Raw genomic sequence first — 17,873 nt, forward strand, 5'->3', positions numbered from 1 at the left:
AATTTACATAGAGAGGGGATAGGGTGATGACGAAAATTGGCTGTGACGAGGGAATTATCTATGAATTCAATAAGGTGCATGAACCGATACGGACCATCCCGGCCGGTTCAACGGTGACGATTCAAACGTACGATTGTTTTCAAAATCAAATCCAATCCGCGGATACCGAAGTGACTGCGATTGATTGGAATAAAATCAATCCAGCGACGGGGCCGTTTTACGTAGAAGGTGCGATGCCGGGCGATGTGTTGAAAGTTAAAATCGAACGGATCGATATCGGGGAGCAAGGCGTCATGGTTGTCGGACCGGATTTGGGTGTAATGGGACACGCTTTATCCGAAATGGAATCCAAGATATTGCCGATCCGGGACGGTCATGTCCTTTTCAATGATCTGCAAATCCCTGTGAATAAAATGATTGGCGTCATCGGCGTAGCACCTGAAGGGGAGGGCGTGAATTGCGGAACTCCTGGCGCGCATGGCGGCAACATGGACAATAAAATGGTGACGGAAGGTGCGACATTGTACTTTCCTGTATTTACAGAAGGGGCATTGTTCGCGCTCGGCGATCTGCATGCCGCGATGGGCGACGGAGAAGTGAGTGTTTCAGGAGTTGAGGTTGCAGGAGAAGCGACCGTGACACTTGATGTAATAAAAGGAGTATCCTTGCGCCATCCGATGCTTGAAAATGAAGATGTGTTCACGCAAATCGTCTCCGCTCCGACATTGGACGAAGCAGCAAAAACAGCGGCCGTCGAAATGATCGAGCGTATTGCGGAGAAGGCGTCCATGCCGGTAAGTGAAGCAACGATGCTCATGAGCGCAGTCGGACAATCGGAAATCTGCCAAATCGTCGACCCGCTCATGACGGCAAGATTCGTAGTGCCGAAATCGGTGCTTAATCAGCTAGGCATCACGTTTTTTGAATAAGACTAAATTTTTTTTGGTGCCTGTGCAGCACACTATTCAGTTAATACACTACAATTGTATATTTTAAATAGATGAATGTTGTTGAAACAATGTTTACTAGTAAATTTATTGTTTAACTATTCATTATAATGAATAGTCATAATTGTGTGGTGCACAGGCACCGACACAATTCAGATAATACACTACAATTGCATAAAGAAATTTAAGACTCCAACCAAATCAATGACTGGTTGGAGTCTTCTTGTATTTATATGCCTGCTATTGAATTGTCATAAATGTACCATGCACAGGCACCATTTTCACCGTTCCCGATCTTTCCGCTGTTCCGTTCGTGCTTTCGCGTCAAAATCCTCCGCGAATTCCTGTGTGCGGTTTTCGCCTGGATTATTCGTATTGCTGTTTGTGTTGTGTGCCTCTTTGTAAGTATCGAAGCTATTATGCGTTCTTTCATTCATTGTCTTCTTATTGTTTTTATTCACCGTTTCCTCACCTCCTCTACGTACTATGCACGTCAGCGCAAGAAGTATACGCCACCGCCCACAATGAAAAGAAGGGATTGGAAATGCATGTGGCGAATGATGAATTATGGGATTTACTTACATTGGGGGATGCGACATGAATTATGACGTCATTGTTGTGGGAGCCGGACTTGCCGGCTTAGTGGCCACTTCTGAGATTATCAAAACCGGAAAAAAGGTGCTTTTAGTGGATCAGGAACCGGAGTCATCCATGGGCGGGCAGGCGTGGTGGTCGTTTGGGGGATTGTTTTTAGTTGATTCACCGGAGCAGCGTAGGCTTGGCATTAAGGATTCCAAAGAGCTCGCCTGGCAGGATTGGATGGGTAGCGCAGGGTTTGACCGGCTCGGCGATGAGGATCATTGGGCTCTAAAATGGGCGGAAGCGTATGTGGATTTTGCGGCAAATGAAAAACGGGAGTGGCTTCATTCGCTAGGTGTCCGATTTTTCCCTGTCGTTGGTTGGGCGGAAAGAGGTGGCTATTTAGCGGAAGGACACGGCAATTCAGTGCCTCGTTTCCATATAACGTGGGGAACGGGTCCGGGGCTTGTGAAGCCGTTCGAGGAAATGGTCAGAGAGGGAATCGGCAAAGGGCTTGTCGATTACAAACCGCGGCATCAGGTGGATGAATTAATTATTGAAAACGGCGAGATTGTTGGCGTGAAGGGCTCTGTACTCGAGCCGAGCGACGTCCAACGTGGCGAACGAAGCTCCCGGACCATCATCGGAGAATTTACATACAAAGCACCCGCAGTTGTCGTGACGAGCGGAGGAATTGGCGCGAATTTCGATCTCGTCAGGGAAAACTGGCCGTCGCGATTAGGGGAGCCCCCGAAGCAGATGATCTCAGGCGTCCCAGCTCACGTCGACGGCCGAATGCTTGCGATAACTGAAAACGCGGGCGGACGGATTGTGAATAAAGACCGCATGTGGCATTACACGGAAGGCATCCGGAATTGGAGCCCGATCTGGCCGTCCCATGGCATCCGCATTTTGCCGGGGCCGTCCTCCATTTGGCTGGACGCGGAAGGCAACCGTTTTCCGGCACCAAATTTCCCGGGCTTCGACACGTTGGGGACCTTGCAGGCGATAAAAGAAACGGGCTATGACTACTCATGGTTCATTCTCACCGAAAAAATCATTGAAAAGGAATTCGCATTGTCCGGGTCTGAGCAGAATCCTGATTTGACGGGAAAAAGCATCAAGAAAGTACTGTCGAGAGTGCTCCCGGGTCCGCCTGCTCCTGTGAAGGCGTTCATGGATCATGGTGAGGATTTCATAGTAGCGGAAACGCTTGAAGAATTAGTTGGTGGAATGAACCGAGTGGCCGAAAATGACTTAATTGATGCCGCAAAGATCAAGCAACAACTGCTTGCAAGGGATCGGGAGATGGATAATACATTCACGAAGGACTTGCAAATTACTGCGCTCCGTGGGGCAAGGAATTACATCGGCGACAAACTGATCCGTGTCGCGAAGCCGCATAAGATTCTGGATCCGAAAAATGGACCATTGATAGCGGTCAAGCTCAATATTCTAACCCGAAAAACTTTGGGCGGGCTTCAGACAGACTTGTCCGGACGTGTGTTGAATGAAGCCGGAACTCCTGTACCGGGATTGTATGCAGCAGGGGAAGTTGCCGGTTTTGGCGGCGGAGGCGTACATGGATACCGCGCATTGGAGGGAACTTTTTTAGGAGGCTGCCTGTTCAGCGGACGGATTGTCGGAAGGGCGCTGTCGCAATAAAAGGGGAATTGCCGCTCCATATCGAATAACTAATTAACGACAGATGAAAAGGGGAAGAGAACATGACGGTTGAGCAGTTTTTGGAAGAGCAAAATAAAGCGATCAAGGATCTGCATCTCGCAAACGCTGAAACCTCCTGGATGGCGGCGACGACAGGGGAGGAAGAATGGAACCGGAAAACCGCAGAAGCGGAGACGGCTTATGATCTTTACTTCGCTGATCCGGAACGTTTCCAGCAAGTGAAAACGTACCTGGCTCAGGACGGTCTGACAGCTATCGAGCGTCGCCAGCTCGAAAGTTTGTATAACGGCATGGTTTCGAACCAGATTCCGGAAGAGGATCTGAAGGAAATGGTGGAGCGCTCGACAGAATTAATAAGCGTCTTCAATACGTTCCGGGCGACAATTGACGGGAAACCTGTGTCCGAAAATGACATACGGCAAATTTTACTTAAAAGCAATACTAACGCTGAACGCGAAGAAGCGTGGCATGCAAGCAAGCAGATCGGGAAGGAAGTCGAAGAGAAGCTTTTGATTCTCGTGAAAAAACGGAATGAAATAGCCCGTTCTTTAGGGTACGAGAACTACCACCAAATGAGCTTCGAGCTGCAGGAATTGGACCGGGATGAAGTGTTCTCGATTTTCCACAAGCTGAAAGACCTTTCCGATGAGCCATTCCGTGAAATGAAACAGGAGATGGACAGCGAACTGGCGGAGCGTTTCGGCATTTCGATCGATGAGCTTCGTCCATGGCATTATGCCGATCCTTTTTTCCAGGAAGCACCGCCAATGAAGGAATTGGACCTCGATCCATTCTATGCCGGAAAAGATCTTGAGCAGCTGACGATTGCAACGTTCGAAAGCATGGGCATGGACATCACCGATATGCTTGCGAAAAGTGATATGTATCCGCGTGATAAGAAAAATCAGCATGCGTTCTGCACGGATATCGATCGTGAAGGCGATGTCCGCGTGCTATGCAATAATGTGCCGTCCGATTATTGGTCCGTCACGACGTTGCATGAGTTCGGCCATGCGGTTTATTTTAAATATGTTGATCGTCAGTTGCCATTCCTTTTAAGGACTTGCGCGCATACGTTGACGACGGAAGCGATCGCGATGCTCTATGGTCGGTTCGGGAAAAATCCAGCATGGCTGCAACAGTTTTTAGGGTTGGATAAAGCCCAAGTGGAAGAACTGACGCCGTTGATCGAGAAATCATTACGCCGGCAAATGCTTATTGCAGGCCGTTGGATCATGACATTCACGTTCTTTGAGCGCGAGCTGTACGAAAATCCGGATCAGGACTTGAACAAGCTTTGGTGGAAAATCGTGAAGGACGTCCAATTTGTGAACCCGCCGGAAAACGTCGACTATCCGCATTGGGCAGCAAAAATCCATTTCACACTCGTCCCGGTTTATTATCAAAACTATCTGCTCGGCGAGTTGACGACGTCACAGCTACAGTCCTATATCGAGAACAACATCTCAAAAGACATGTTCACACCGGAAGTAGGCACGTATTTGGTAGAGGAGTATTTCAAGCCAGGCGCGCTCTACCCTTGGAATGAAAAGATCGAGAAAGCGACCGGCGAGAAGTTGAATCCGCAATATTTCATTGATCAGTTCGTAATGAAAGCACTCGTGTAAATAAAACATGCCGAACAAGATTAGAAAATCCTGTTCGGCAGTTTTTCATCTTCTCTTCTTTTTCGCTAATTCTTCGGCAGCCAATTTCTTTTTATCCACAACTTTTTCGAACTCGACAAACACATAATAGACATTTTCCTTTATTTCCTCGACACTCAACACCTTACCTTTGCGACCTTTCAGCGTCACATTGTCGTCGATGGAAGGGATGTTTCTGAGTACTTGATTGAGTACGTAGTTTTTGTTTTCGTAGAAATGAATGGCATACATAATTCGAATCTCCTTTAGTAGTGTGATAGTTGGAATCCATTCATTTTATGATTGTCCAATAGATTTAGAACAAAGGACTTTTAGCGGGCCATGTCGAATAAAGGAGGAACGGAACAAAGGGAGTGGTATGGATGAAGCTTGCCGAGGCATTGATTGCACGGGCGGATTTGCAGAAAAGGAACGAACAGCTGAAAAGGCGGATCAGCCTGAACTTGAAGATTCAAGAGGGAGAGAAGCCTGCTGAGGATCCGAATGAAATGTTGACGGAGCTCGACAGCAATATGAAAGAATTGACGAGTTTGATTCAGCGGATCAATCGAACGAATTGCTCCGTGCAATTCGACGAAAAGCGGACGCTCGCTGATGCATTGGTTGAACGTGACCAGAAGTGGGACAAGCGGTTGATCCTCGCCAAGATTGCGGAGGAAGGATCAATCCGCAACGACCGGTATAGCCGGTCCGAAATTAAAATTATGAGCACCGTGGACGTCTCTGCCATTCAGAAGCAGGTCGACCAATTATCGAAAGAGTTCAGAGAGCTCGACACGAAGATTCAAGGGTTGAATTGGAACGTTGATTTGCTATAGAGGCCACAGATTTTCAAAGGAAGATTATCGGGCGCGCCCGATAAAATCTGGACGCACTTACGCCAAGGCGTAAGTGATCAGCAAGTCGGTAGCTGCATCGCAAAGGTGAGTACAAACCCGCCGACTGGGAAAGTTGGACTCAATGGTAGGTAGATGGGGCTATGCCAATCGGTTCGAAGCCGTCATGAACAACTTATGCCCAGTACCGTGACATGTGTACAAGTAGAATGTAATTGTAACGACCATGTACTAATTTGCGAAGGCAGTGAGGGTGGGTTCGGGGACTTGTTTGAGATGAAAGCATCTATGGTTTACCGTAGATGCTTTTTTGTGTGGAATAAAAAAATAGGCAGACATCCCATACAAGTGATGCCCGCCGCTCGTCACTCTATTCCTTCATTTACAATCGATCGGATAATATGGATTGAATTCCATTCGCCGAAAGAAAAATAAGTGATCGGATATTTTTTCGGGAAAAGCCGCTCGTGGATTTCGCGCACTCCATACCCTTTCTTCCGCAAGGCAAGCGTGTTTTCCCGGAGTTCTTGTAAATACGCAAGTTTCTTCTGAAGCGCCATGCGTCCGTCCTGTACATATCCTGCATGGCAGCAAAATAGTTCCCCAAAATCATATGATAGCGTCTTTTCTAGTGAACTGATAATGGTAGGAATGCTTTCATCACGCAGTATGAGTTTTGTTTTGGGATGCACGTACAAATCTCCGGAAAAAAGCTGTCCTGTTTCTTTATTCAGAAAGGCTAGATGATCTTTTGCATGTCCTGGTGTCGGGATGACCGTCCAGTCGGCGTTTCTTGAACGGAATGATTCCCCGATCGGCTCTGCCGTAAAAGGCTGTCTGTTTCCCCAGAAAAACTTCCGGTAGAGTGGATAGTCCGCTTTTTGTGCACATTCTTCGATTGCCATCTCATTCATGAAAATGGGGAGTCCATATTCTGTTTGCAAGTACTGTGCGCCTCCGGTATGGTCCTCATGTGCATGCGTAATGACGACTTTGTCAACGTCAGCCTGTGTGAAGAATTCTTTGAACTCCTCCGCTAATGATTGGGAGCCGGTATCGATCAGCACCCCATCTGTTTCGAAACAATATATATTCAGCTTTACGCTGTTCAATTGAACGACTCCGTTTACAAATCGGACATTGCTGCAGATATCGTGCATTGATTTCGTTTTCAAGAACAAGGGCTTCACCTCTTATCTTCAAATGTTTTATATAGTAGTAGACTACCACAATATGAATGATTATTCATTCAATAGCGAAATATCTTTATGAAGGATTTTTACCAGCTAGAATCGAATAGAGTAGCGAGAAGGGGGATGCCGTATGTCAATCGGAACAGAATATTTAAGGGTAGTACGGGAACGGTTCACTGTAATAAAAGGGCAGGGTGAAAAGACATTTGCCCAATTGAATGAGGAAGATTTTTATTGGACGATGAACGATGCCTCGAACAGCATTGCAACCCTCATCCAGCATATAAGCGGAAATATGGTGTCGAGGTGGACGGATTTTCTGACGACGGACGGTGAAAAGCCGGACCGTAATCGGGATGGGGAATTCGAGGCGAAACAAATGGCCAAGGCGCAACTGCTGGATAGTTGGGAGCACGGCTGGGGTGTATTTTTAAATACCTTGGAAAGCTTGAATGAGCAGGACTTGGAAAAGACCGTTCATATTCGGGGTGAGGCACATTCAGTTATCGATGCGATCGAGCGGCAACTGGCGCATTACTCTGCCCATATCGGACAAATCATGTTCATTGGAAAACAGGTCAAAGGGGAGCAATGGGGAAATTTGAGCATTCCTAAGGGAGAATCGGAAGCGTTTTTGCAGCGGATGTTGAAAGGTGAATAAAGAGGAAAGTGAAATTGCCTGGGAGATGGTGTAATATCGCCTTTTCTCAGGTTTTTTTAATACAGGGATCATTTAATCTGCCAGATTTCTCATACTCGCGTTATAGGTGCTCGTTCTTCTTCAAAGAGTTCTCATACCCGCGTCCGGATTTCTCGTTTTCCCTCCACCTTTTAAAAATCAGCACAATGTATACCTTCGGCCAATCAATGGGAATCCTACTTGTAGTACATAGTACAGGAGGGCAAGATATGAACAGTCAAAGCAATGGAAAACTGCCGGAGCATCCGGAGCCGTTTTGGAGGACGAGTGTCGACTTTCCGACCTTTCCTAGTTTGAAGGAAGACCTCAATGTAGATGTAATTGTCGTTGGCGCCGGTATCACCGGGATTACATCCGCGTATTTATTGGCAAATGAAGGGCTCAAAGTTGCGGTCATTGAAGCGGACAAGGTGCTGAACGGGACGACGGGGCATACGACTGCGAAAATTACGGCGCAGCATGATTTGATTTACGATGAATTCATTCAAAACATGGGAAGAAATACGGCGAGAATGTATTACGAAGCAAATATCGAGGCACTTGAATTTATTAGAAAAACAGTCGAGGAGCACCAAATCGACTGTGATTTGACGAACGAAGATGCGTATATTTACTCTGTATCCGAAAACTATGCCAAAAAAATTGAGAAGGAAGCGCAAGCCTATGAAAAACTTCACATCGATGGCGGCTTAGTCGATAGCATCCCTTTTGATATTGACAACGTGCATAATGTCCTTGTCATGAGGAACCAAGCCCAGTTTCATGTGACTAAGTATTTGGTTCACTTGATTGATTTATTCCAGCAAAAGGGTGGGCAGCTCTTTGAAGACACAGTGGCTGTCAATATTGAAACAGGCGACCAGCCCGTCGTTCTGACGCGTGATGACAAACGAATTCGTGCCAAGCATGTACTGATTTGTACTCATTTTCCGTTTTACGAAGGAACAGGCCTCTATTCCACCAGGATGTATGCGGACCGTTCGTATGCGCTTGCTGTGAAAGCGAAAAAGGAATTTCCTGCAGGCATGTACATTAGTGCGGATGAACCGACCCGATCGTTGCGGTCTGTCAAAGACAATAACGGCGAAGAATTGGTTCTCATCGTTGGGGAAAATCACAAAACCGGACAAAGTAAAGTGGAGACGATGGAGCATTACAAAGCGTTAGAACAATTCGGGGAAGAAGTTTTCGGCCTCGAGAAAGTCGTGCAGAGATGGTCAGCGCAAGACTTGGTCACGTTGGATAAACTGCCGTACATCGGTGAAATCACGTCAGGTAACCCGAATATCCTGATTGCAACCGGCTTCCGGAAATGGGGAATGTCCAACGGAACTGCGGCTGCATTGCTGTTCCGCGATATGGTCACAGGAAAAGAGAGCAAGTTTAAGGAATTGTATACACCGTCAAGGTTTTATGCACACCCAAGTTTGAAAAACTTCCTCGTCCAAAACGCGAATGTTGTTGGGCAATTGATCAAAGGAAAGCTGAATTCACCGAAGACAAGTCCTGATGATTTAGCCAAAGGGGAGGGCGCGATCGTGACGCTCGATGGGCACCGGAAAGGCGCGTACCGGGATGATGACGGGAAAATTCATATCGTCGATACGACATGTACGCATATCGGATGCGAAGTTTCATGGAATAGCGGCGACCGGACATGGGACTGCCCGTGCCACGGATCCAGGTTCAAACCGACAGGCGAAGTGGTTGAAGGACCTGCTGAGAAGCCGCTGCAGCGTTATGATTATACGATGATGGACAATTTGACTTCCGAGGATTCGGGATATTGAAATGAAAATGACCCATCTGGCAAAAATGCCGGATGGGTTGTTTTATGACTTTTTTCGGTATACACAAGGCTTATACCGTTTCCACTCTTCATCCAACTCCGTCCATTCAACAATCTTCCACGGATTGAAATACGTCTGCCCATTTTTATTAAAAAACAACTGCCCATCAATGCAGTAGGCTGCATGTTGAACATTATTATTATCATCGATCCAGACAACAGCATCTCCTGCTGTAAAACGGTCTTCGACTTTCGTGAATGAAGCCAGAGTCAATTTCCGCATAAAAGTATCGCCATGAATCCACTCATGAATAATCCATTCGTCCAACTCAGGTTTGGAGCTGATGGCGAACAGGGTGGCGGCGAGGCAATTGGCACCTGGCTCTGTGGAAAATGTATTAGCATAGTTGATTAAATGGGAAGGTGTAGTTGTTGCAGGTGGTTGCAACGATGTCCATTCATCGTATAGCTGCGCTGTTTTGCAGACGATTTCTTCTTTAAGGGAAGTGGGTAGTTCCATCCACATCTTCCTTTGTAAAACACCGAGTTTCTCCCCGTTCAATTCCAAAATGTAGTCCTTCGGAAATGAATCGAGCCCAGGCAACAACGAAAGCGGACCGACTAAACCTCTTCCTAGCTCATATTGAAACGCAAACAGCGCATTTCTAGTTTCATCGGAAAGTGAGGTGATCCACTCAGGCTGCGCAACGATTACAAGCTCGGCACCTTTTGAAATCATCCAGTACATATAACTATTCACCATTTGAATGCCGTTGTAGGAGGAATGCTTGAAAAACTCCTCTTTTGGGAAAACCAATGTTCCTGCTAAATCTTTCTGGAATAAAGAGAAATCGCTCTCCTGAAGGAAAAACAAATCTTTTTCAGGTACATATTTTTCAATCCAGTGATCTAGCTGTTGTTGTGTGGGCTGTATTTTGATATCCACTTGATGCAGCTCCTTTTTCAATTTTCCAATACCTTCTAAATGTATACCGGAATGAAAGAATGAACAAGCATTCATTCCACTAAGAGGATTTACTCCCAAGCGAATCGAATATATAGAGTAGAAATAGTGGAGGTGGGAAGATGGAAACGACAATAACGACAAAGATGAAAATACACAAACCAGCAAGTGAAGTGTTCGAGGCGATTGTCGACCCTGAGAAAATGGGCAGCTACTGGTTTTCTTCGGGTACTAGCAGAGTCGAACAGGATAAGACAATCACTTGGAAGTACGAGGAATATGGTGCCGAAGGGGATATCGAGGTATTGAAAGTTGAAGAGAACAAGGAAATTGTTTTCACATGGGGAGAAACGACAGTCACGATGACATTCTACGAAACGGCTGGAAGTACAATCATGGAAGTGACCGAATCGGGCTTGAAAGCGGATGACTCGGAAATCGTCAATAAAATGATGGATCAGAAAGAAGGATGGGTGTATATGCTCACTTGTTTGAAAGGGTATTTGGAAAATGGCATCACCACATTGCGGGCTTCTTTGGTTAAATAAAGCGTTATGCGCGTCTGCGGCGAGTTATGCGCGCTATTGCGGATTTATGCGCGGCTTTCGAGTATTATGGACTTCTCCAGCGTTTTATGCGCGAATAATAGGATTTATGCGCTTTTGGCAATTTTTGCGCTGCATATGGATGGCAGCGCCGATTGGAAAAGAGGGAAATTCCGTACCATGGCGAATAACCTTAGTATGAAGTAGGTTCAAGGGGGGATTCACATGGGAGAGACAGCAGCGGTGAAACCGTTTCATGAGTATGCGCAGGAATATGTCGAGAAGCATTTGATTCCGGGGGCGATAATCGGCGTTGATTCAGACGGTGAGAGGATGTATGAGCTGGAGCTTGGCTATCGGAATGTCGCGCAGAAGCTGCCGGTGACGGGAGATACGGTATTCGGGATTGCTTCGATGACGAAGTCATTTACGAGTGCGGGCGTTATGAAGCTGCAGGAGCTTGGGAAGTTGTCGGTGCATGACCGGATTGTCGACTACCTTCCGGAATTGAAGAAGCCGGGGACACAAGTCGAGCGGATCACGCTCCATCATCTAATGACGCATACGGCGGGCTATCCGCCGCTTGCAACGCATGTGTATGCACGGAAAAACAGCATCGAACAGGATCCATCGGCGAAGGATTATGGACTCGACCTGTTGAATAATCCGGGTCCGCATATCGAGACGTATGACGAAATGCTTGCGTTCATGGCGACGGATGACTTTGAATGGCTCGGAGAACCGGGGCAGTTTTACAGTTATTCGAATGATTCATATGGGCTGCTTGGCGTCATCATCGGCAGGGTGAGCGGGCAGCCTTATGAGGAATTCATTGAGGAAAACATTTTGAAGCCTGCGGGAATGAAAAACAGCTTTTTCGACATGCGGCTGTTGGAAGAAAAGGAAGACGTCACAACCCTTTACATGAAAGCGAAGGACGGCACTCACGTGTATGAAGCGCCGCTTTGGTGGGATGCGCCGTCGATGCGGTCGGTCGGTTATTTGAAGTCGACGGCAAATGACATCCTCCGTTATTTGGAGATGTATTGGAATGGAGGCGTCGTCGGTGGGACGCAGATCCTATCAAAAGAAAGCGTCGGGCAGATGATCCATCCGCATGTCGAATACGAGCCAGGGAGATGCTACGGCTATGGACTGCGGATCGTCCCTGATTATTTCGGTTCCACATTGATCAGCCATGGCGGCGGCTTGAAAGGTGTTTCCTCTTATATGTGTGCAATTATTGAAAAGAAGAAGGCGGGCGTGATTTTGACGAACGTTTCGGACGTGGATGCAGGCGGTCTGTTGATGAGTACGATGAATGTCACGGAAGGCCGGAAGCTGGATGCTTCCCCTTCAACGCATCAAGTCTTGGAAATCGATGCGGAGGAACTGCGGAAATTCGTAGGTTCATTTATCTCGAATGAAGGGATGAATGTGAAGGTGTCGCTAAATAAAGGGAAGCTCACGATCGAGTCAAATGAAGTGTCCCGGAAGTTGAAATACATCGGGAGAAACTTTTTTATCGATGAAGATGAAAAGGAAGGCATCCTGCAATTCATTGAGAACCGTAGCGGGGAAATTGAGCGGATCGTCTATGGCGGAAGGCATATTATGAAGGAAAACGTTTAACTGCCAGCAAGTCTTTCACTGTCAGGTGGGAGGCTTTTTTTATTCCTATAAAGCGAAGAGGGGCCATCTGGGGGAATGTCATGGGCAGGGATTGTTTACATACATAGAATAACAGCATCAGGAATTTTGGAGGTGTGGAAGAATGTCGAATGAAGTCGGTGGCAATGTAGGGTATGGGAACGGATTTACGTTGATTGTCGTATTGTTTATTCTGCTGATTATTGTTGGAGCAGCATACCTAGGTGAAGGTTACTGTTAAGAATAAATTATTAGTAAATAAATTAACGGAAAATGCATGAAAGTCAAAAAGTGGAGAAGGCGCAGCCGCGTCCTCTCTATTTTTTTATGTGCTAATTTTGTCAATCCTCATTCGGGGAAATCTATGTTATTATAGGCAAGTTGGGAAAAAACATATAACATTTTCATTCTTATCCGACTAATTCGGCGTTTTTGGCGATGATTTGTTTTGTATATAAACACTGGAATTGTCGAATAACTAAAGTGATTCCCGGCTTGGGAAGAGATAAGGAAATTGCATTGTTTGCTCCACACATAAGTCATGCATCCAGAGAGGGGGAAACCGCTTTGAAATTCCTGATATTCATTGCGGCGTTACTTGTTATCTTTTTCCTTGCGTTCATCGTAAGCAATGGTAAAAGGAAGATTAAATATAAATCGATTGTCACAATGATCGGTTTGCAGCTCATATTGGCTTTCGCACTATTGAACACCGAAGTCGGCCTCATCCTCATCAAGGGAGTGGCAAATGCTTTTGATAAGCTTTTAGCATACGCGGCGGAAGGCATCAACTTTGTTTTCGGCGGACTTGCTAATGAAGGCTCTTTTCCTTTTTTCCTGAATGTTTTATTGCCAATCGTATTTGTTTCCGTACTTATCGGGATTGCCCAGTATATTCGACTGCTTCCCATCATCATCCGTTTTCTCGGATTAGTATTGAGCAAAGTCAATGGCCTTGGGAAATTGGAGTCGTTCAATGCAGTCGCTTCGGCGATTTTCGGACAATCAGAGGTGTTCATTTCCATTAAAAAACAGTTGCCTCATATTCCGAAGCATCGGATGTATACGTTGTGTACGTCAGCTATGTCGACTGTATCCGCATCAATCCTAGGGGCATACATGACGATGATTGAACCGAAGTATGTCATTACGGCACTCGTGTTGAATCTGTTTGGCGGGTTCATCATCGCCAATATCATCAATCCGTACGAAGTGACGGAGGAAGAGGATATTATTGAGATCAAGGATGAAAGAAAACAGTCCTTCTTTGAGATGTTAGGCGAGTATATTATGGACGGGTTTAAAGTGGCGGTAATCGTCGGCGCAATGTTGATCGGTTTTGTCGCTTTGATAGGCATGATTAACAGTATTTTCGAAGCGGCAGTCGGCGTTACTTTCCAGACTGCGTTAGGATATGTATTTGCACCATTTGCATTCATCGTCGGTATTCCGGCATCTGAAGTGGTACAAGCCGGCACGATCATGGCGACGAAATTGCTGACGAACGAATTCGTAGCAATGATGGACTTGGCTAAAATTACATCATCTCTATCGGACAAGTCGATCGGCATCATTTCCGTCTTCCTTGTGTCCTTCGCGAACTTCTCTTCCATCGGTATCATTTCGGGAGCCGTGAAAGGTTTGAATGAAGAGCAAGGGAATACAGTTGCTAAATTTGGTTTAAAATTGCTTTACGGGGCGACGTTGGTCAGTTTGTTGACAGCGGCGGTCACTGGAATCATGTTATAAAAGAGTCCCCATGGAGGGGCTCTTTTTTTCGTATCAATTCCCTTTAATGGAAGTAGCTGTGCCGAAGGGGTATCATGGAATGGAAGAATAATACCGATTTACTACACTTGGAGTGAGACAATTGATAAATGATAGAGCGAAGAAATTCAACGGCATCCCGCTGTCCATCCTTGATCTTGCGATGATTAATGAAGGGAGCGATGCCGGTCAGTCTTTCAGGCACAGCGTCGATCTTGCTCAGCATGCTGAAAAGTGGGGATATAACCGCTTCTGGCTTGCTGAACATCATAATATGCCGGGCGTCGCAAGTTCGGCTACGTCTGTCATTATCGGTCACGTGGCGGGTGCGACGGAGACGATCCGTGTCGGAGCGGGAGGCGTCATGCTGCCGAACCATGCGCCGCTCGTCATCGCAGAGCAGTTCGGCACGCTCGATGCATTGTATCCTGGCAGAATCGATCTCGGTTTAGGACGCGCTCCCGGCAGCGACCAGGCAACGGCTTATGCGCTGCGACGGACGTTGCAGAGCAGCGGCAACGATTTCCCCGAGCAGCTGGACGAGTTGCGTTCGTATTTCAAACACGATCCTGCCGCCCGTGTCCGTGCAATTCCCGGGGAAGGGCAGGATGTACCGATCTGGCTCCTCGGATCAAGCGATTTCAGCGCGCGGCTAGCTGCGGAACTTGGTCTTCCTTTTTCCTTCGCAAGCCATTTTGCACCGACTTATATGATGCATGCGCTTAACCTGTACCATCGAAATTTCAAGCCTTCGAAAGATCTGCAAAAACCGTACACAATGCTCGGCATAAACATCATCGCTGCGGATACCGATGAAAGGGCGAAGTGGCTAGCAACTTCTCACCAGCAGATGTTCCTGAATATCCGGAGGGGGATTACGACGGAATTCAAGCCGCCGATCGATGATGTCGACGCTGTCTGGAACGACTTAGAAAAGGCGGCCGTCGCGGAGCTATTGGAATGGCCATCGACGATTGTAGGCAGCCCTGACACAGTCAAACGAAAATTGGAAGCATTCATGGAAATGACGAAAGCGGACGAATGCATTATCAGCTCAGGCATCTTCAACCATGAAGACCGTCTCCGCTCGTATGAAATTGTCGCTGAACTGATGGAATGACCAGCTCTCTTTATGAATAAAATAGCCAAGCATCGGATTTGAACCCGATGCTTGGCTTTTCTCATCTATTCCTTCTTCTCTCATGCTGATCAATTAATTTTGTCCCAACGAGGTCGCCCGTGACGTTCACAGCGGTCGCTCCCATACCGATCAACGCGTCAATTGCAGTCAGCAACGCCACCGCCTCCATCGGCAAGCCGAGTTGTACGAACACGGTCGCAATCATGACGATACCTGCGCCCGGAACGCCAGCTGTCCCGATCGAAGCGAGCGTCCCGATCAATACGACCATCACCATATCGGCAATGGTGAGCGGTGTGCCGGCGACGTTGGCTGCGAATACAGCAGATACGGCGATGCGGATCGCGGCACCATCCATATTGACGGTCGCGCCGAGCGGCAGGCTGAAGCCGTATAAGCTTTTTGGAACCCCCATTTTTTTCGCCGCATCCAATGTAAGGGGCAATGTGCCCGTGCTGCTTTGCGTGACAAATGCGGTGATCATCGGTGTGCGTGCATATTTGAAGAATGGTCCAGGTTTGATTCCGAACAGAAGCATTAGGATGACATAGAGCACGATATGTACGAGCAGCGCAATGTAAAAGACGCCGATCATTCCACCTAATGACACAAGGGTATCGATGCCTTGGCTCCCGACCGTAGTTGCAATGATCGCGAAAATTCCGATCGGCACGTATTGCAGGATCGCTTTCAAAATAAGAAGGGATGCTTCATTCAACGCTGTAATCGTCGTCAGTAATGAATCGCCCAACCCGCCGTGTTTTGCAGAGGAGCGCATGGCGGAAATCGCAATGCCGAAAGTCAGCGCGGTGAAAATGATCCCGAGCAGATTCATTTCCGTAAAAGCAGTGACGATATTGGACGGCACGATGTTGAGCAGTACTTGGACGATGCCTGGATTGTCCGGAACGTCGAACGATTCATTGCCGGTGAGATGCATTCCCCTCCCTGGCTGCAAAATGCCCGCGACGAACAGGCCGACGACGATGGCAAGCGCCGAAGTGACTGTGTAGTAGATGAAAACCTTGCTGCCCATGCGCCCTAGGTTGGCGATGTTCGTCTGATTCACCCCGACGATCAGTGTGAATAAAATGAGGGGGATGATCAGAAAGGTGAGAAGACGGAGAAGGAGGTCGCCAAGCGGTGCCAAGACGGCGGCTTGTTCACCCAATACGAAACCTGCAACAACCCCGATAACTAAGGCAACCGATATTTTTAAAATTAATGAAGCGTGAAAATATGCCTTGACTATACTTTTCATCACGCCGCCTCCTTTTCAGAACCGCAACTAGTGAAGGAATTCTGAATTCAACGTTAATACAGTTGTGGCCGGCGTGTCAAAATACATGCTTCTGAAAAGGGAAGTAGCGCCAGTATGGCGAATAAGTAGGAAAGGAGGGATGGACGATGGTGCAGTTGCAAGAACAAGTGGATACTGCTGAACGGAAGGAATTTGTCGAGACACCCGTCAAAACATTGTTCCAAAAGTTCGCGGATAATAAGGACGTCTCGCTTGTATTCGGAGATCCAGTCGAAGTCGGCTTGACCAAAGTGATTCCTGTCGCGAAGCTGCAATACGGTTTTGGAGGAGGAGGCGACAACGCAGGCAATAACGGAGGCGGTGGAGGCTTTCGAATCAACCCCGTAGGTGTCTATGAAATCACACCAGAACGAGTTACATTCAAACCGACACGCAGCGGCAGGCAAATCATCGGTTTGGTGTTGCTATCAGGTCTGTTTTTCTTCTTGGGAAAGAAATCAAGTAAAAAACGGTAAATGAAAAGGACTCCCAGTATGCATAACAGGTTCGGTACATGGGAAGAAAACGATAAAAGCATAGCAAATGGGGACGCAATTCACACTTGAATTGATGTCCCCATTTTTATTGCTATACCGATGTTTAAGACGATTATCAATTAAAAAAAGCAATACAATTGGTAAACCAATTAACAGAGGCACATAAATTTTTGTGCCTCTGTTAATTGTACTGCTAATAAGATTGTTAATTGGGGGGTGGAAAAATGTTCTGGAAATAACTGAAAAAAATAAAGGGAGTATAAGATTTTGTGCTAAAATAGAGTTGCGAGAAAACGGACTATTCGGCAAACGGTCAGATTGCTGCATACAAACTGTTGCTTTCCGTTCCGGCGCACGCTTTCCGCGGGCACGGCCTCAGCCGCTTCCTTCGCTGCGCTCCGTCCAGGGTCTTCGGCTCGTGCTGTTCCCGCAGGAGTCGGCGCCTACACTTCAAGCATTGGAGCGTATTATGTATAAAGTGTCTATTTATCAATCGGGCCATATTGGAGAAGAAGAGAAGGAGGAATTTATAATATTATCAAGAATAGGTCATAGAGTCTGGGAGTCTGTATCTATTCAAAAAGTTAATACACGTTCATCTAACCAATGATT

Annotated in this window: 17 protein-coding genes; 12 read left to right on the plus strand and 5 right to left on the minus strand. The window is 46.9% G+C overall.

The genetic code is table 11. The annotated features are described in order from the left end of the window. The first annotated feature begins 26 nt into the window (after window positions 1–26). Window positions 27–929, plus strand: a complete 903-nt coding sequence (locus tag M3193_RS13875; RefSeq protein ID WP_251628824.1) for an acetamidase/formamidase family protein — start codon at window positions 27–29, stop codon at window positions 927–929. Between the two features lie 299 nt (window positions 930–1,228). On the opposite strand, the gene M3193_RS13880 is transcribed toward M3193_RS13875, so the two are convergent. Then, window positions 1,229–1,408, minus strand: coding sequence for a hypothetical protein (locus M3193_RS13880; protein ID WP_251628826.1), 180 nt, complete (start codon window positions 1,406–1,408; stop codon window positions 1,229–1,231). A 136-nt stretch (window positions 1,409–1,544) separates the two neighbouring features. Here M3193_RS13880 and M3193_RS13885 point away from each other — a divergent pair, with 136 nt between their 5' ends. Then, window positions 1,545–3,191, plus strand: a complete 1,647-nt coding sequence (locus M3193_RS13885) for an FAD-binding dehydrogenase (protein WP_251628828.1) — start codon at window positions 1,545–1,547, stop codon at window positions 3,189–3,191. A gap of 62 nt (window positions 3,192–3,253) precedes the next feature. Beyond that, a complete protein-coding gene (locus M3193_RS13890) occupies window positions 3,254–4,840 on the plus strand; it encodes a M2 family metallopeptidase (RefSeq protein WP_251628830.1) in 1,587 nt (528 codons plus the stop codon). A 45-nt stretch (window positions 4,841–4,885) separates the two neighbouring features. Here the strand turns inward: M3193_RS13890 and M3193_RS13895 are convergent, their stop codons facing one another. After that, window positions 4,886–5,110, minus strand: a complete 225-nt coding sequence (locus M3193_RS13895; RefSeq protein WP_251628832.1) for a hypothetical protein — start codon at window positions 5,108–5,110, stop codon at window positions 4,886–4,888. Between the two features lie 131 nt (window positions 5,111–5,241). Between M3193_RS13895 and M3193_RS13900 the strand changes: the two genes are divergently transcribed. Next, entirely contained in the window at window positions 5,242–5,697 is a 456-nt protein-coding gene (locus M3193_RS13900) for a DIP1984 family protein (protein ID WP_251628835.1), read from the plus strand. Window positions 5,698–6,080: 383 nt separating this feature from the next. Here the strand turns inward: M3193_RS13900 and M3193_RS13905 are convergent, their stop codons facing one another. After that, on the minus strand, window positions 6,081–6,875 hold the full coding sequence (locus tag M3193_RS13905; RefSeq protein WP_251628959.1) for an MBL fold metallo-hydrolase: 795 nt from the start codon (window positions 6,873–6,875) through the stop codon (window positions 6,081–6,083). Between the two features lie 163 nt (window positions 6,876–7,038). Here M3193_RS13905 and M3193_RS13910 point away from each other — a divergent pair, with 163 nt between their 5' ends. Together M3193_RS13910 and M3193_RS13915 are read left to right on the plus strand one after the other, a co-directional pair. Continuing rightward, a complete protein-coding gene (locus tag M3193_RS13910) occupies window positions 7,039–7,569 on the plus strand; it encodes a DUF1572 family protein (protein WP_251628837.1) in 531 nt (176 codons plus the stop codon). 248 nt (window positions 7,570–7,817) lie between these two features. Continuing rightward, window positions 7,818–9,398 carry an FAD-dependent oxidoreductase gene (locus tag M3193_RS13915; RefSeq protein WP_251628840.1) on the plus strand — a complete coding sequence of 527 codons (1,581 nt, stop codon included), beginning with the start codon at window positions 7,818–7,820 and terminating at the stop codon, window positions 9,396–9,398. A gap of 42 nt (window positions 9,399–9,440) precedes the next feature. On the opposite strand, the gene M3193_RS13920 is transcribed toward M3193_RS13915, so the two are convergent. After that, on the minus strand, window positions 9,441–10,343 hold the full coding sequence (locus M3193_RS13920; RefSeq protein WP_251628842.1) for a hypothetical protein: 903 nt from the start codon (window positions 10,341–10,343) through the stop codon (window positions 9,441–9,443). Window positions 10,344–10,483: 140 nt separating this feature from the next. Between M3193_RS13920 and M3193_RS13925 the strand changes: the two genes are divergently transcribed. The 5 genes from M3193_RS13925 to M3193_RS13945 all read left to right on the plus strand — a co-directional run bounded on the left by M3193_RS13925 (window position 10,484) and on the right by M3193_RS13945 (window position 15,443). Then, a complete protein-coding gene (locus M3193_RS13925; RefSeq protein ID WP_251628845.1) occupies window positions 10,484–10,909 on the plus strand; it encodes an SRPBCC family protein in 426 nt (141 codons plus the stop codon). A 222-nt stretch (window positions 10,910–11,131) separates the two neighbouring features. Further along, a complete protein-coding gene (locus M3193_RS13930) occupies window positions 11,132–12,538 on the plus strand; it encodes a serine hydrolase domain-containing protein (protein WP_251628848.1) in 1,407 nt (468 codons plus the stop codon). A gap of 142 nt (window positions 12,539–12,680) precedes the next feature. Further along, window positions 12,681–12,797: a YjcZ family sporulation protein gene (locus M3193_RS13935; protein WP_251628850.1), complete on the plus strand. Its 117-nt coding sequence runs from the start codon at window positions 12,681–12,683 to the stop codon at window positions 12,795–12,797. 326 nt (window positions 12,798–13,123) lie between these two features. Then, entirely contained in the window at window positions 13,124–14,305 is a 1,182-nt protein-coding gene (locus M3193_RS13940; RefSeq protein ID WP_251628852.1) for a NupC/NupG family nucleoside CNT transporter, read from the plus strand. Window positions 14,306–14,426: 121 nt separating this feature from the next. After that, window positions 14,427–15,443, plus strand: a complete 1,017-nt coding sequence (locus M3193_RS13945; RefSeq protein ID WP_251628854.1) for an LLM class flavin-dependent oxidoreductase — start codon at window positions 14,427–14,429, stop codon at window positions 15,441–15,443. A gap of 61 nt (window positions 15,444–15,504) precedes the next feature. Here the strand turns inward: M3193_RS13945 and M3193_RS13950 are convergent, their stop codons facing one another. Beyond that, window positions 15,505–16,725 (minus strand): dicarboxylate/amino acid:cation symporter, encoded by a 1,221-nt coding sequence (locus M3193_RS13950; RefSeq protein ID WP_251628856.1) that lies wholly within the window; start codon window positions 16,723–16,725, stop codon window positions 15,505–15,507. Between the two features lie 146 nt (window positions 16,726–16,871). On the opposite strand from M3193_RS13950, the gene M3193_RS13955 reads away from it, so the two are divergent. Next, window positions 16,872–17,240, plus strand: coding sequence for a spore germination protein GerW family protein (locus tag M3193_RS13955; RefSeq protein ID WP_251628858.1), 369 nt, complete (start codon window positions 16,872–16,874; stop codon window positions 17,238–17,240). Window positions 17,241–17,873 lie beyond the last annotated feature (633 nt).

It is taken from the genome of Sporosarcina luteola (genome assembly GCF_023715585.1).
In the GTDB taxonomy this organism is placed as follows: domain Bacteria; phylum Bacillota; class Bacilli; order Bacillales_A; family Planococcaceae; genus Sporosarcina; species Sporosarcina luteola_D.